Origin of the sequence: Drancourtella sp. An57 (assembly GCF_002161525.1) — a bacterium.
GTDB lineage: Bacteria > Bacillota > Clostridia > Lachnospirales > Lachnospiraceae > Sellimonas > Sellimonas catena.
The window spans coordinates 85,550-99,451 of record NZ_NFHY01000002.1; the positions used below are offsets into that span (position 1 = coordinate 85,550).

A 13,902-nucleotide genomic window follows, 5' to 3' on the forward strand; every position below is an offset into this window, starting at 1 on the left:
TCGGTTCCTCTACTTCACGATTTCCAAAATCCGGTCACCAACCTGAACCGGTTTGTCTGCTTCTTTCTCAAGACGGCTGTCTGCCGCTGGTTCTGTAATGATCAGACTGGTCGTTGTATCATATCCTTCTGCCTTGATCTTTTCCTGATCAAATTCCAGAAGCAGCTCTCCTTTTTTCACGCTTCTTCCCTGCCCGGTATGAAGAGTGAAATACCTTCCTCCAAGATTAACCGTATCAATTCCTACATGAATCAAAATTCCATTTCCTGCTTTTGTGCGAAGTCCCAGAGCATGTTTCGTATCCATAACAATCTCAACATCTGCATCTGCCGGGGCATAAATCGCTCCTTCTTTTGGTACAATCGCAATTCCATCGCCGAGAACTTTCCGGGCAAAGGTCTGGTCGTTGACTTCCTCAATTCCGATCAGATCGCCTTTCGTAAATGCACCGATTTCTTCCGGAAGTGCTGCTGTTTCTTCCTGAGCCTCTTCCCTGGCTTCGACTGTTTTTACTGTTTCTTTCTGTTCTACTGTCGATACAGGTACTGCCTGTACAGCGCTCTTTTTATCAAATCCGATTCCGATCAGGAATGCAAAGAGGAAGCCTGCCGCAAGCGCAATCACATGAGCAATGATATAATTGATATATCCATTGTGTGCCGGGTCTGCAAGTGCGATTCCCGGTACTACTGTGGTTCCAAATCCAAGTGCCGCAAGATCTGTGAAATAAACAACTGCACCTCCAATTGCTCCGCCGATACATCCGCCGATCAGTGGATAACGATATCTTAAGTTCACACCAAACAGTGCCGGCTCCGTAATTCCAAACAGTACGGAAATAAAACTTGGAATACATAATTCTTTTGCCTTTGCATCTTTTAAATTTCTTGCAAGATATCCAAGTACTGCCCCGCCCTGTGCAATGATTGCTACAGACATCAGCGGATTTAAAAAGTTTCTTCCGGTATCGACAAGAAGCTGTGATTCAATCGCGCCAAATACGTGATGAAGACCGGTAATAACGATTAGCTGCTGTACCCCGGAGAATGCCGCGTATCCAATCACTCCAAGGTTCTGAGTCATCCATACAAGTACGCTCGTAATTCCATTTGCAAGTCCTCTTCCTACCGGTCCGATAATCATAAACAAAAGGAAGGAGCTGACAAGTGTTGTCAAAAGTGGTGATACAAGCAGACGGATCACTTCCGGTACTTTTTTCTCAAAGAAAATATCAAGTTTTGCAGTAACAATACCAATCAGCAGCGCGACAATAATACCGCCCTGGAAACCGATCAGGTCAACCGGAAGTCCAAAAATATGGAGTGTAGTTACTTCCACCGTTCCCTGTGCTGCCGCACTGGCATCTGCCAGACTGTTCGTCAGCATGATACAGCCGATTACAATACCCATGATCGGCCTTCCGCCAAACCGTTTGACAGTACTGTACGCAACACACAGAGGCAGGAATCCGAAGATCGCACCGGAGGAAATATTAATCAGCCGTGCAATTCCATAAAGTGTTGCGTTGTCTTCCACAATCTGCAGATTTCCAAGTACACTGGAAAGTCCGGTTAAAAGAGCTGCTGCCAGGATTCCCGGCATGATTTCAATAAATACATCAGAAAGAGCCTTGACTGCTCTCTGCAGTGGATTCATCCTCTTATTTGCTTTTGTTTTCAGATCTCCAAGGCTCATACTGTCCATATGGATAGATTCTGCAAGCACCTGGCATACATCATTTACCAGCCCTGCTCCAAAAATGATCTGAAGCTGATCCCCTGCCACAAACACACCTTTTACCAGATCCACATCTTCAATCGCCTTGATATCTGCCTTATCATTATCTTCCAGAACAAGTCTCAGACGTGTCGCACAGTGGGCGATTCCTAAAATATTGTTTCTTCCGCCCGAAAGCCTGACAAGTTCGGATGATATGTTTTCATATCGTTGTCTTTTTCCCGCAATCTCGACGCCATGATCTATACCTGCGGTTTTGAAACCTGTGTGCCGTCCCACAGTTATGGCCCTGTTGTGCGCAGCGGCTATTTAATTCATTATATTTTAAAAGGAAAAGGTATTTATAAAACAGACGGACATCTTTACCATCTTTCCGAGGGAGATGCCTTTCTGATCCGTCCCAATACGCTGATTTACTATGAAGCGGATAAGTACGATCCATGGACCTATACCTGGATTGGTTTCCAGGGTATCAAGATCGAAGAGTATCTGAAACGAACCTCTCTTCTGGAAACGCCTTATTTCCACTACGGGAAGGACGACCGTGTCAGACTGTGCCATGAAAAAATGTTTGAAGCGTACCAGCTTCCGGAAAACCGCGACCTCATGATGAACAGCATCCTTTATGAATATCTTTACCTCCTGGCGAGTAAATTCCCACGGGCATACATCCCGCCGAAAGAAAAAAAGATCTCTTATGTGGAGGAGGCACTGCGCTATATTGAGAATAATTACGCCCATCCTGTCAATATTCAGGTCATCGCCGACCATCTGAATATTGAACGCACTTATCTTTACCGCCTGTTCAAAGATATCACCGGCAGTTCTCCTCAGGAATATCTGCTTGACTATCGGATCCGGCGAGCCTGCATACTGTTAAAAGATACCGACCTTACAATCAACGATATTGCCAGATCTGTCGGATATGATGATGCGCTCTACTTTTCCCGCCTCTTCAAACAGAAAAAGGGCCGCACTCCGACCCAATACCGAAAAGAGAAGAAAGGCTGATGCCCTTCTTCTCTTTGTTCCTTATGCTGTATGGTACACGATCTTTTCAAGCTTTCCGACCCTCTCCTGCAGATCAGATACATTTTCTACAAGGAGCTGAATCGTTCCTGTCTCCATCTGAATCCCATTTACTACTTTTGTTAGATTGTCGATCTTCATATCCAGACGATTGTAATGCTTCGTACTGATTTCCTGGACACGATCCACCTCTTCCAGGATACTATTTTCCAACTCCCGTCCCTTTATATCCATTCTGGCTATCAGGTCATCCCGAAGTTTTTGGTTCTGTTCATCCATTCTTGTTGTCAGGTCATCCCGGAGTTTTTGGTTCTGCTCATCCATTCTGGTTACAAGTTCATCTCTGAGTTTCTGATTCTGCTCATCCATTCGGGCCACAAGCCGGTCTTCCAGATTCTGGTTCTGCTCATCCATTCGGGCCACAAGCCGGTCTTCCATACCAAACATCAAGTTTTGAATACTTTGTAAATCTTCCTGTGTTAATGCCATTTTTCTCTCCCCTTTCTCCCCCTCTACTAGTTATTAAGTATAGCATACTGTTTGATACCTGTCTATTTTCCTTCATTACAATTTTTTCATCATCCAGTATGCATCTGCATAGGTGCCGTCCAAATATTTCATATTATCAGGCAGCTTTCCGTACATCTGAAAGCCAATGCTTTCATAAAGACGAATTGCTCTTTGATTGTCAGCAACTACTTCCAGTTCCATCTGTTCGTATCCTTTTTCCTTTGCAATCTCCAGAAGTTTTTCGATCATGGCACGTCCGATTCCCATGCCTGTGTATTTCTGGTAGAGTGCAATGCCCATCGTTGCTCGGTGTCGATAACGGGATGTCGATACTCCGGTGAAGGAACAGTTTCCTATAAAGGTTCCATTCAAAAAAGCAAGAAGCATCAGATCTGTTTGGGAATCATTGGTTCTTTTTATAAATTGTTCTTCCTGCTCTACTGTCATCTGAATTTCCTCCGGTTCTTTTGCAAGAAATCTGGTTTCCGCACAGGTCTTTTTCAGATAGTCAATCAGCATCTGTGCATCCTGCTCCGTGGCAGTCCGTAAAATAATCGCTTGTCCTTTTGCGCGAATTGTCATTTCTGGAACTCTCATTTTTCTACGCTCCTTCCCTTTCCTGTCTAAGAAGCGGAAATCTCCGCCATTTTTTCTTCGATCTCTTTCTCACCAGCCTGCATGGCACGAAGTGTTTTATCGAACAGATCGTTTAATTCCCATCCAAGCTGCTCTGCTCCTGTCCGGATTATTTCTCTGGAGCATCCGGCCGCAAACCGTTTGTCTTTAAATTTCTTCTTCACACTGGATACTTCCATATCTGACACACTTTTCGATGGACGCATCAGAGCTGCCGCCCAAATCAGTCCGGTCAATTCATCTGCTGCAAAAAGCACTTTTTCCATCTCATGCACCGGCTCCACATCACTGCACACACCATATCCGTGGGAGCAGACCGAATGAATCAGCTCCTTACTCGCTCCTCCCTTTTCCAGAAGTTCCGGCGCTTTCTTACAGTGTTCTCCCGGAAACTGTTCAAAATCAATATCGTGAAGCAGACCGACGATTCCCCAGTATTCTTTCTCCTCTCCATATCCGAGTTCCTCTGCATACCAGCGCATAACAGTCTCCACGGTAACCGCATGACGGAGATGAAACTCCTCCTGATTATAAGTTTTTAAAAGATTCCACGCTTCTTCTCTTGTAAGATTGCTTTCCATTTCTTTTCTCCTCCCTTTTACTTTCTGACTTATTATATTCTAAATTTCAAATTAAACATTACTGTCGTCCAGATACCATTTTAACTCCTTTGCCGGAACAATCGTATATTGCTCCGGTCCTTCTCCGGTTCTCATAATGACATTCCGTATCCCTGCCTGAATGATACTTCTGGCGCACATCGGGCATGGATTCGCCTTATGAATCGAATTATCTTCCGGATTGACACCGGTAAGATATAAGTCTGCTCCTATGGTCTGAAGTCTGGAACAGTTTAACAGCGCATTAGCCTCTGCATGAATCGCTCTGCATACACCATACCCTTCTCCCTGATGCATATTTTTCTCCATTCTCGGACAGGTCCCCTTATCACAGCAATTCTCAAAACCTCTCGGCGATCCGTTATATCCCGTTGAAACGACCACATCATCTTTTACAATTACCGCACCGTACTTCCTTTTCAGACAAGTACTTCTGTATGCAAATGTCTCAGCACAGTTTAAATAAGTATCAATTTTAGATATCCGCTTCCCTTTTTCCGGTTTTACCATGCAAATACACCCTCTTTACTTTCGTAATGCAAAATCGCTGGCTTCCTTTATCCAGTCCATTAATTCGTCATCCACTTCCTCCACACTGGAAATCAGCACATGATGTGTCCATCTGTTCGGATATGGTTCCGTAGCTGCATCAATTCTTGACGACTCCACTTTGTACTCCAGACCAAAAGTCACAACAAGCCATGGATCCGGCCTGTCCTTTACCTTTCGCACTTTTACAAACGAAACACAAGCAAAAAAGTGCTTATTAATAAAAGAAATCTGTGTCTTTTGCACTTTCATCTGCACACCCGGAATTTCATCCAGAATCCGTTCTTTGAGTTTCTCATATAATGGAAGCGCATTCGGATATTTCTCAAAAAACAAAAGTTCTGCATCATTCATGTTTTTCTCTCCTCCCCTGGTGTTACAGTATCCCAAAATATGCAGCCGTATGGTTACCCATTGTCAATATTCCATCCTTCTGATACTTCGCAAACAGATCCCGCAGTGCTTTCAGATATTCCTGATAACGTGCATCTCCTTCTTTCAGCGAATAGGAGCCGGACAGGCTTCTGCTGATAAACGTCTCTTCTGAGTAATAAAGCGGATTTGCAAACTCTATGTACTGATATCTGTCATCAAAAAATGCCCGGATTCGTTCATCGTCTTTCTGAATTCCGCCGCTGTACCCTTTGAAATCCGGACAGTAGTTCCGGTAGATTTCGTATGCCTCCTGATTCAGTTGGTCGTTCATATCCCTCACATTCCAGATCAGAAAGACCTTTCCGCCGGGCTTCAGGATTCTCCGGCACTCCTTTGCAAAAGCCGGCACATCAAACCAGTGAAATGCCTGGGCGGTTGTGACGAAATCAGCGGAATGATCTTCCAGAGTGGTTCCGGCTTCTGTTCCTTTTACCGGGTAGAACCGCACAAATCCGGAAAGTTCTTCCACTGCCTTTTCCTTCATATCATCGTTTGGCTCTACACCATACACAGTACACCCGCGTTCCAGCAACTGTCCTGCAAATTTTCCGGTACCGGACCCGATGTCTGCAATAACCGAGTCACTGGAAAATCCATAATCCCGGAACAATGCCTCCACAAATTCCTGCGCATATACCGGTCTGCCCACAACATAATCCTGCGCCCGCCCGTCAAACTTCTGCAATGTACTTCTCATAACTGGACCTCCCTTTTGGTTCACTTCTGCTGCTTTTCTATCTATTATACTGGAAAGTAAAACTTCTGTATAGCAAAAGAACCCTGACATTGCAGGATTCTTTTCGTTGCTTATTGTAATTTTGCGAGTGTCTTCTTAAATCGGAAATAAAACAGTATTGCTGTAAATGTAACGGCAATGATATCGGCAATCGGTTCTGCCATGTAGACTGCTTTTACCGGATCGGATGACAGAAGCTCCGGCATCAGATAGATCAGCGGAATCAGCAGTATGAATTTTCTTACTACGGCAACTACGATGGATTCCACTGCGTTTCCCAGTGCGTTAAAGGTCATCTGACATGCAATCTGTATTCCGAAAATCAATGTCGCCGCCATATAAATACGAAGTGCGGTTTTTGTAAATTCCATCAGTTCCGGATCTGTTGTAAACATTGCGGCAAATGCCTGCGGGAACAGCATAATCAGAAGCCACAAAAGCACAGAATATGCCAGACTGACTTTCAGAAGCAGCTTATACGTTGCCCGTACCCTGTCCACGTTTTTGGATCCGTAGTTATAACTGATAATCGGCTGCGCGCCCTGTCCAAGACCCTGAAGCGGGAGCATTGCAAACTGCATAACACTGGTCAGAATGGTCATACCCTCTTTCTTCTCCGATTTTCACATTTTCAAGAATACGCCCTTTCAGGTGAATATAAGTTTCATATTCTTCTTCTGAAAATCCATCCAACAGTTGAGCCGCATAGGACTCCTGCACTTGTTGAACATCATACATAATCGGCTGCGCATCTTCTGTTAAAATCAGATGTACTTTCCGCCTGTCTTTTTGATCCGGATTCCGTTCCAGAAGCCCTTTTTGAATCAAAAGTTCTGCTCCTTTTGAAACAGCTGCTTTAGAAAGCATCCTGAATTCTACAATATCCGCCGCCGTATCTTTCATGGGATGATTTTTCAGAAAAGCTATAATATCTACCTCTACCATCGATAAGCCATATTTTCTGCATACATTTTTCATCATTTTTTCATATAGCCGCAACATACTTCGAAGTCCGTTCCATAGTTCTCCGAATTTATACATGATTTCACCTCCCGGTTCATTTTTAGCGAAAATAATAGTTCACTAAGAAACCGTTTCTCAGTGAACTATTATAGTACGGTAATTTCATTTGTCAACAGACTCTGTCAGATTTTTTCAAAATCTTCCGCCCCATGCTTGCAAATCGGACAGATAAAATCTGCCGGAAGTTCCTCTCCTTCATAAATATATCCGCATATCCGGCATCTCCATCCGGTCTTTTTTGTTGTTTCCGTTTTTGGTTTTATCACATTTTGATAATATGCATAGGTTGCAGACGGGCTTTCCGATATTACTTCGCCATCTTCCACCTCTGCAAGAAAAAGCGTATGCGATCCCAGATCTATCGACTGAATTACTTTAGCTGAAAGCCATGCATTCGTTCCTTCGGTAATCACATACAGTCCATTTTCTTTCCGTTGAACATTTTGAAAATCTTCGAATTTATCCTTGTCTTTTCCACTTTGAAACCCAAAATGCCGGAACAGATCAAATGAAGCCTGTTCAGAAATCACGGAAACACTAAATTTTCCTGTATGAAGAATCATATCATGTGTGTAGTTTTCCTTGTTCACTGCGAGAGAAATTCTATTAGGTGATGAGGTCACCTGCATTACCGTATTGGTAATACATCCATTATCCTTTTCCCCCTCCTTTGCAGTTACAACAAAGAGCCCATAGCTTAATCGATACATTGCCTTTTTATCCATTTTTCCTCCTTATCTCCCGGCAGTTTCCGGGTACTTCTGCATAAATACTGCTGCAGCTCCGGCCAGATTGGCATCTTTCCGATAACTGCATACTCTTACATCCGGAACAATAACTTTTGTCCCTGCAGCTTTTTCCACCTCCTTCGCAAGATCCTGAAGATATTTCTGCACTTCATCCGAAAAGTTTTCGCGGCTGCTGATTCCTCCGCCCAGCAAAATTCTCTCAGGATCATAAACATGCTGAATATTATAAATTCCTTCGGCAAGCTTTCTGTAAAAGCAGGAAACGGCAGCCCGGCAGACGGAATCATTCTTTTCCGCTTCCTCAAACACCCGTCTTCCATCCCATTCCTGATCTGGATAAACCTTCCGGACTCTTCGCACAAGTGACATTGTAGAAGCCTGTAAAGAAAACGTACTAAGCTTTCCCTCGTCATCTCTCATCACCATACAACCAAATTCCCCGCCATACAAATGTGAACCATGACAGATTTTTCCATCTATCACGACTGCTCCGCCAATCCCCGTACCGCATACTACAAAAGCCAGATTTTTACATCCTCTCCCGTTTCCAAAAGTTACTTCGGCCATAGCGGCACAATTTGCATCATTTTCAATACTTGCCGGCAGTCCGAAGCATTTCTGAAGTTCCTCCAATATCAATACATACCAGTAAATTTTTCATTCTTTCCTCCCTTGTTTCCTTACTTTTATGGTTAGATTGTACCACATTTTCGTTTTCTTATCTATCCGCAACGTTTCTTTTCAACTTTTGAGTTTCCCTTTTTTTGTTTGCATATTTATGCTCTTTTTCTACGTTTTTTCAAATGTGTCTTTCTTCATCAATCGTCTTTTTTCCCCTTTTTATCAGTTTTCGTCAAATTAAAGCATTGACGTGCGAAATCGAAAATGATAATATATTTGTTGTAGTGTAAAAATATACAAAACAGGAGGTATATGCATGTTAAAAGGATTTAAGAATTCACCAGAATTGGATTTTTCGATTCCAGAAAACAAAGAAGCAATGCTCAAAGCATTTGAACAGGTAGATAAAGAAAAAGGCCAGGATTATCCTTTGATTATCGGCGGCGAACGCATTATGACAGACAAAAAGATTGTTTCTATCGCGCCATCAACGAAAGAAGTCCTCGGACAGGTCAGTTCCTGTGATCAGGAGCTTGCAGATAAAGCGATTCAGACAGCACATAAAGCATTTCAAACATGGAGCAGAACTCCTGCCGAGGAACGGATCTGCTGTGTTCGCAGACTGGTGGACCTCATGAAGAAAAACCGTTTTCTCATCGATGCCTGGAGCATTGAGGAAAGCGGCAAAAACTGGGGCGAAGCAGACGGAGAGCTCTGTGAAGCTCTGGACTTTTTCAACTCCTATATCATGCATATGCGTGAGCTTGATAAAGGCCTGGAACTGGTAGACACAGAAGAAGAATGTAAATGCATCTACATTCCGATCGGAGTCGGTGTAGCTGTTCCACCGTGGAACTTCCCGCTTTCTCTTCTTGCAGGCATGGTTGTTTCTGCCGTCATCACAGGCAACACTATTGTTTGCAAGCCGTCTTCCGACACACCGATCGTAGCTTATAAATTCGTAGAACTCTGCGAAAAAGCAGGTTTCCCGGACGGCGTTATCAATTTCATTCCTGGATCCGGTTCCGTCATCGGGGATTATATTGTACAGCATCCGCTGACACGCTTCGTAAACTTTACCGGTTCGAAAGAAGTGGGACTGCGCATCAGCCAGAAGGCAGCAGAAGTTTCCGAAGGCCAGATCTGGATCAAACGTGTCGTAGCAGAAATGGGTGGAAAGAATGCGATTATCGTAGATTCTTCCGCAGACCTGAAACGTGCCGCTGCCGGAATCGCAAATTCAGCGTTCTCTTTCCAGGGACAGAAATGCTCCGCATGCTCCAGAGCAGTCGTATTAAGCGATGTATATGATGCATTTGTAGAAGAAATCGTTGCCTGCGCAAAAGAACTCAAAGAAAATCAGGGAAGCGGACGTGATGATCTTCCGATGGGCCCGGTCATCAACCAGAACGCATTTGACCGGATCTCCGGCTACATCGAAACAGCACGCAAGGAAGGCACGATTGTCTTTGGCGGAAATTATGACGATTCCAAAGGCTTTTACATCGAACCAACCGTTGTCCGTGACATTACAAAAGACGCTGTCATCGCAAAAGAAGAAATCTTCGGACCGGTACTTGCTGTGATCCGTGTGGATTCCTTTGACGAAGCACTGGAAGTTGCAAACGGAACCGAGTATGGTCTGACCGGATCGGTATATACAGAGGACAGAGAACATATCCAGAAAGCAAAAGTAGAATTCCACGTTGGAAATCTCTACTTCAACAGAAAGTCCACCGGAGCTGTTGTTCTGCAGCATCCATTCGGCGGCTTCAATATGTCCGGTACGGACGCAAAAACAGGAACAAGAGATTACCTCACCAACTTCCTGAATCTGAAATCCGTATGCGAGGATCTGACATATTAAATTCATATCAAGACAGACATATGGCAGGAAAATCAAATTTTCCTGCCATATCTGCGTTTTGTCATTCTATGTATTTTTATAAAAATGTTTTGTAGTCTTCATAGTTCCGTTTCAAAAGCTCCGGTGTATTCAGACCGTACGGACACTTCTTCATACAGCTGCCGCAGTGGAGACAGTTCTCGATCTTTTTCATCTTTTCCTGCCACTCCTCAGACAGCCACGCTTCCTGTGGCGCACGTCTTAACATCAGACTCATTCTTGCGCAGTTATTGATCTCGATTCCTGCCGGACACGGCATACAGTAACCGCATCCGCGGCAGAACTCTCCCGCCAGCTGATCTTTATCTTTCTGTATTTCCGCCAGAAGCGCTTCATTTAATTCCGGAGCCTGTTCCTGATAGGAAAGGAATTCATCCAGTTCCCATTCTCTTTGGATCCCCCAGATCGGCTCTACATGGGCAAACTGCGGCTGGCACATAAATGCATAAGCAGAAGCAGAATTGTGGATCAGGCCTCCGGCAAGTCCTTTCATCGCGATAAATCCAACTTCTTTCTGACGGCAAAGTTCTACAAGTTCCACCTCTTCCTCAGATGCAAGATAAGAAAATGGAAACTGCAGCGTCTCATAAAGACCGGACAGAACCGCTTCTTTTGCCACAGCGATCCGGTGGTTGGTAATTCCGATATGCCGGATCTTTCCCTGTTCCTTTGCCTCCAGTGCCGCCTCATAAAGGCCGGAACCATCCCCCGGCTTCGGGCAGAATGCCGGATTGTGGAACTGGTACAGATCAATATAGTCGGTCTGGAGCTTTTCCAGGCTCATTTCCAGATCCTTCCGTAAGTCTTCGCCATTCTGAGCCGCCGTTTTGGTGCTGATAATGATCTGATCCCGCACCTCATGAAGTGCTGCTCCCATTTTTTCCTCACTGTCGGAGTAAGCCCTTGCTGTGTCAAAATAGTTGATACCATTCTGGAATGCCTTCTGCAGTAAAGCAACTGCGTCCTCTTTGGAAATCCGCTGAATCGGCAGCGCACCAAATCCATTTTTATTGACTTTCAGGCCTGTCTTCCCTAATACTACATGTTCCATGTTTCTTCCTCCTTTTGCCATGCTGTAAACTCATCTTCATGCTCTTTAAAAAACTGATAATACGCCCTCACATTTTCCAGCTGCGTCCATTTTTTCACATCCACGGGATCCTCATCCAGGTCATAGATTCTGGCTCCCTTCATGGACAGTAAAAATGGTGAGTGCGTAGAAATCACAAACTGACATCCGAAAAAACGTACCGCATTTTCAAGAAACTGCACCAGTTCCTGCTGTTTGGCCGGTGACAGACTGTTCTCCGGCTCATCCAGCAGAAACAGTGCATTTTCCATAATCTTCTCTGAAAAATACAAAAAAGCACTCTCTCCGTTGGAATACTCCCGGATATTATCCATCAACTCCGATCTCACAAACTGGGACTGGGTTTTGCTCCTTGCTTTATTCACCCGTTTCAGCTGCTCATAATCATCCAGTGAATTCATCCGGAAATGAGAATATTTCACATCCAGATAATCTTCAAACAACTCTTCCTTCTTCCGGTCAATTCCCTCGTTCATACTCCGGATATTGAGCATATAGTCAAATACATCGTCACTTGTAATGATCCGGCTTCCCTTCGGAACCGGTATCTGTGTATCATAATCACAGAAATCCAGATAGTCTCCGAAAAAACTGGATTTATTAAAGACCGAATCCCTCTCCAGATTCAGTTTTTCCGCAATGACATTGATAGCTGTCGTTTTTCCGCTCCCGTTTCCTCCATAGAGAATGGTAACCGGTGCAAAATCAATTCTCCGGAAATGATGCCTGGACAAAATCTGAAACGGATAGTAGGAATCATAACAGGTACGTTTCTGCTTCAGAAAAAAGTCAAATTCCTTTTCACTGTCCGGAAATGTAAACCACTCCAGATAGATCATTATCCTTCCCGCCTTTCCATATCTTTTTCACTCATTTGGCCCATCAAATTCCTTCTGTCTTTTTCAATTTTCTATAAAATCTGCCTGCGACAATCAGGGAGATAGTATCCACAATCGGCTGAACCCACATACATCCATTCAGTCCCAGAAGCGCATTCATCAAAAACAGAAGCGGAATATCCAGAACTCCTTTTCTCAAAATGGAGCAGACCATAGACTCCTTGAATTTTCCCATCGTCTGAAACTGGATAATCATTGGATAGCAGACCGACATCATCGGCATGGCAGTCACCATTCTGCGTAAAAATCCTGCGCTGTACTGGATTGTGACCGGATCCTTGATAAACAGACCCGAAAGCTGCGGTGCAAAAATCTCGTAAACAACCAGGCACAGAAGTGAAAAGGCAAGAGAAATCATACATCCCAGCCGGAATACGCCCCTTCTGCGCTCCTGATTGCCTGCCGAATAATTGTATGCCAGAAGCGGAAGAATCCCGTTTGACACTCCAATCGAGAAATAAAGCGGCAGCTGATCCAGCTTCTTGACAATCCCAAGTCCTGCCACCGCCTCTGTGGTGTACTGTGCCACAAACCGGGACTGCGCCGCAATGGCAACCACAGTCAGGGCATACTGCACAGCCGATGGGAAGCCCGTCGACAAAATCGTCCTGAGATATTGTTTCCAGTATTTGAGTCCCGACGGGGTAATACTGATCGCAGATTTTCCTCTGTTTCTTGCAATATAAATGAGAAAATAGATCGTTGCCGCCACATTCGAGACAGCCGTGGCAAGCCCCGCTCCTGCTGCTCCCATGGAAAGGAATCCCGGAAGTACAAAAAAAGGATCCAGAATGATATTCAAAATTCCTCCCATGGATACGCCGATAGCAGCCTGCGCTGCACTTCCCTCCGCACGTACCAGATTCGCCAGCAGTGTATTTAAAATCGTCCAAGGTCCTCCAATCACAACAACCCATCTAGCATAGGCAAATGCAGTCTCATATGTTGCCCGGGTTGCTCCGCAGAGAAACAGGACCGGACGGGCCAAAATCAAAAATACAATCGCGAACAAGATACCGCATCCTAGTCCTCCCCAAAAGGAAATTGACGCAATCCTTCTGGCATCCTCCGTCTTTTTCCCGCCGAGCGCTCTTGAAAGGGCACTTGCACCTCCCACTCCAAACAGATTTGAAATGGCAGTCAGCATCACGAAAGATGAATACACAATCGTGATGGCTGCTGTCTCATTGGGATCATTCAGCATCCCTACAAAATATGTGTCTGCAAGATTATAGATTAACGCGATCATCTGGCTTGCGATTGCCGGTACAATCTGCTTTCTCACTGCCTGTGCAACCGGCATCGACTCAAACACCGCTGTGTTCTGGTTCATGCTGTCTTCTTACCTCCTCTGAATTTCTC

General features: G+C 44.6%; 15 protein-coding genes and 1 pseudogene. 2 read left to right on the plus strand and 14 right to left on the minus strand.

Features of this window, described 5'->3' with window-relative positions; all coding sequences use genetic code 11:
- Nucleotides 1-9: 9 nt before the first annotated feature.
- Nucleotides 10-2,016, minus strand: a complete 2,007-nt coding sequence (locus tag B5G11_RS01920) for a PTS transporter subunit IIBCA (protein ID WP_242958873.1) — start codon at nucleotides 2,014-2,016, stop codon at nucleotides 10-12.
- Here B5G11_RS01920 and B5G11_RS01925 point away from each other — a divergent pair.
- A complete protein-coding gene (locus tag B5G11_RS01925; protein ID WP_087251986.1) occupies nucleotides 1,975-2,748 on the plus strand; it encodes an AraC family transcriptional regulator in 774 nt (257 codons plus the stop codon). The genes B5G11_RS01920 and B5G11_RS01925 overlap by 42 nt on opposite strands.
- 21 nt (nucleotides 2,749-2,769) lie before the next feature.
- Here the strand turns inward: B5G11_RS01925 and B5G11_RS01930 are convergent, their stop codons facing one another.
- The 10 genes and pseudogenes from B5G11_RS01930 to B5G11_RS01975 form a co-directional block, all read right to left on the minus strand.
- On the minus strand, nucleotides 2,770-3,255 hold the full coding sequence (locus B5G11_RS01930; RefSeq protein WP_087251987.1) for a hypothetical protein: 486 nt from the start codon (nucleotides 3,253-3,255) through the stop codon (nucleotides 2,770-2,772).
- A gap of 75 nt (nucleotides 3,256-3,330) precedes the next feature.
- Complete coding sequence (locus B5G11_RS01935; protein WP_087251988.1) at nucleotides 3,331-3,873, minus strand: GNAT family N-acetyltransferase; 543 nt, start codon at nucleotides 3,871-3,873, stop codon at nucleotides 3,331-3,333.
- Nucleotides 3,874-3,899: 26 nt separating this feature from the next.
- Complete coding sequence (locus B5G11_RS01940; RefSeq protein WP_087251989.1) at nucleotides 3,900-4,493, minus strand: hydrolase; 594 nt, start codon at nucleotides 4,491-4,493, stop codon at nucleotides 3,900-3,902.
- 51 nt (nucleotides 4,494-4,544) lie between these two features.
- On the minus strand, nucleotides 4,545-5,042 hold the full coding sequence (locus tag B5G11_RS01945; protein ID WP_087251990.1) for a dCMP deaminase family protein: 498 nt from the start codon (nucleotides 5,040-5,042) through the stop codon (nucleotides 4,545-4,547).
- Nucleotides 5,043-5,057: 15 nt separating this feature from the next.
- Nucleotides 5,058-5,435, minus strand: coding sequence for a DUF5655 domain-containing protein (locus B5G11_RS01950; protein WP_087167945.1), 378 nt, complete (start codon nucleotides 5,433-5,435; stop codon nucleotides 5,058-5,060).
- 22 nt (nucleotides 5,436-5,457) lie between these two features.
- On the minus strand, nucleotides 5,458-6,213 hold the full coding sequence (locus B5G11_RS01955; protein ID WP_087251991.1) for a class I SAM-dependent methyltransferase: 756 nt from the start codon (nucleotides 6,211-6,213) through the stop codon (nucleotides 5,458-5,460).
- Nucleotides 6,214-6,323: 110 nt separating this feature from the next.
- Nucleotides 6,324-6,854: pseudogene (locus tag B5G11_RS01960) on the minus strand (MATE family efflux transporter); the annotation flags it as partial.
- Complete coding sequence (locus B5G11_RS01965; protein ID WP_087251993.1) at nucleotides 6,769-7,293, minus strand: MarR family transcriptional regulator; 525 nt, start codon at nucleotides 7,291-7,293, stop codon at nucleotides 6,769-6,771. The gene B5G11_RS01965 and the pseudogene B5G11_RS01960, both read right to left, overlap by 86 nt.
- A 104-nt stretch (nucleotides 7,294-7,397) precedes the next feature.
- On the minus strand, nucleotides 7,398-8,000 hold the full coding sequence (locus B5G11_RS01970) for a flavin reductase (RefSeq protein ID WP_087167951.1): 603 nt from the start codon (nucleotides 7,998-8,000) through the stop codon (nucleotides 7,398-7,400).
- A 9-nt stretch (nucleotides 8,001-8,009) separates the two neighbouring features.
- Complete coding sequence (locus B5G11_RS01975; protein ID WP_158099181.1) at nucleotides 8,010-8,663, minus strand: ROK family protein; 654 nt, start codon at nucleotides 8,661-8,663, stop codon at nucleotides 8,010-8,012.
- A gap of 298 nt (nucleotides 8,664-8,961) precedes the next feature.
- Here B5G11_RS01975 and B5G11_RS01980 point away from each other — a divergent pair, with 298 nt between their 5' ends.
- Entirely contained in the window at nucleotides 8,962-10,512 is a 1,551-nt protein-coding gene (locus tag B5G11_RS01980) for an L-glutamate gamma-semialdehyde dehydrogenase (RefSeq protein ID WP_087167953.1), read from the plus strand.
- Nucleotides 10,513-10,588: 76 nt separating this feature from the next.
- Here B5G11_RS01980 and B5G11_RS01985 read toward each other — a convergent pair whose 3' ends face one another.
- From B5G11_RS01985 to B5G11_RS01995, 3 genes are read right to left on the minus strand one after another with little or no spacing between them, the layout of a single operon-like run.
- Nucleotides 10,589-11,602 (minus strand): aldo/keto reductase, encoded by a 1,014-nt coding sequence (locus B5G11_RS01985; RefSeq protein ID WP_087251995.1) that lies wholly within the window; start codon nucleotides 11,600-11,602, stop codon nucleotides 10,589-10,591.
- Nucleotides 11,590-12,480: an AAA family ATPase gene (locus tag B5G11_RS01990; protein ID WP_087251996.1), complete on the minus strand. Its 891-nt coding sequence runs from the start codon at nucleotides 12,478-12,480 to the stop codon at nucleotides 11,590-11,592. Before B5G11_RS01990 ends, B5G11_RS01985 begins: the two co-directional genes overlap by 13 nt.
- A 43-nt stretch (nucleotides 12,481-12,523) precedes the next feature.
- The gene (locus tag B5G11_RS01995) at nucleotides 12,524-13,873 is read right to left on the minus strand and encodes an MATE family efflux transporter (protein ID WP_087251997.1); all 1,350 of its coding nucleotides are present in this window, start codon (nucleotides 13,871-13,873) and stop codon (nucleotides 12,524-12,526) included.
- Nucleotides 13,874-13,902 lie beyond the last annotated feature (29 nt).

Excerpts from the sequence above, each read along its gene's own strand:
- B5G11_RS01980 (WP_087167953.1), top strand. The coding sequence starts at position 8,962 with ATGTTAAAAGGATTTAAGAATTCACCAGAATTGGATTTTTCGATTCCA.
- B5G11_RS01925 (WP_087251986.1), top strand. The coding sequence starts at position 1,975 with ATGATCTATACCTGCGGTTTTGAAACCTGTGTGCCGTCCCACAGTTAT.
- B5G11_RS01985 (WP_087251995.1), bottom strand. The coding sequence starts at position 11,602 with ATGGAACATGTAGTATTAGGGAAGACAGGCCTGAAAGTCAATAAAAAT.
- B5G11_RS01950 (WP_087167945.1), bottom strand. The coding sequence starts at position 5,435 with ATGAATGATGCAGAACTTTTGTTTTTTGAGAAATATCCGAATGCGCTT.
- B5G11_RS01955 (WP_087251991.1), bottom strand. The coding sequence starts at position 6,213 with ATGAGAAGTACATTGCAGAAGTTTGACGGGCGGGCGCAGGATTATGTT.
- B5G11_RS01930 (WP_087251987.1), bottom strand. The coding sequence starts at position 3,255 with ATGGCATTAACACAGGAAGATTTACAAAGTATTCAAAACTTGATGTTT.
- B5G11_RS01970 (WP_087167951.1), bottom strand. The coding sequence starts at position 8,000 with ATGGATAAAAAGGCAATGTATCGATTAAGCTATGGGCTCTTTGTTGTA.
- B5G11_RS01990 (WP_087251996.1), bottom strand. The coding sequence starts at position 12,480 with ATGATCTATCTGGAGTGGTTTACATTTCCGGACAGTGAAAAGGAATTT.
- B5G11_RS01935 (WP_087251988.1), bottom strand. The coding sequence starts at position 3,873 with ATGAGAGTTCCAGAAATGACAATTCGCGCAAAAGGACAAGCGATTATT.
- B5G11_RS01945 (WP_087251990.1), bottom strand. The coding sequence starts at position 5,042 with ATGGTAAAACCGGAAAAAGGGAAGCGGATATCTAAAATTGATACTTAT.
- B5G11_RS01995 (WP_087251997.1), bottom strand. The coding sequence starts at position 13,873 with ATGAACCAGAACACAGCGGTGTTTGAGTCGATGCCGGTTGCACAGGCA.
- B5G11_RS01940 (WP_087251989.1), bottom strand. The coding sequence starts at position 4,493 with ATGGAAAGCAATCTTACAAGAGAAGAAGCGTGGAATCTTTTAAAAACT.
- B5G11_RS01965 (WP_087251993.1), bottom strand. The coding sequence starts at position 7,293 with ATGTATAAATTCGGAGAACTATGGAACGGACTTCGAAGTATGTTGCGG.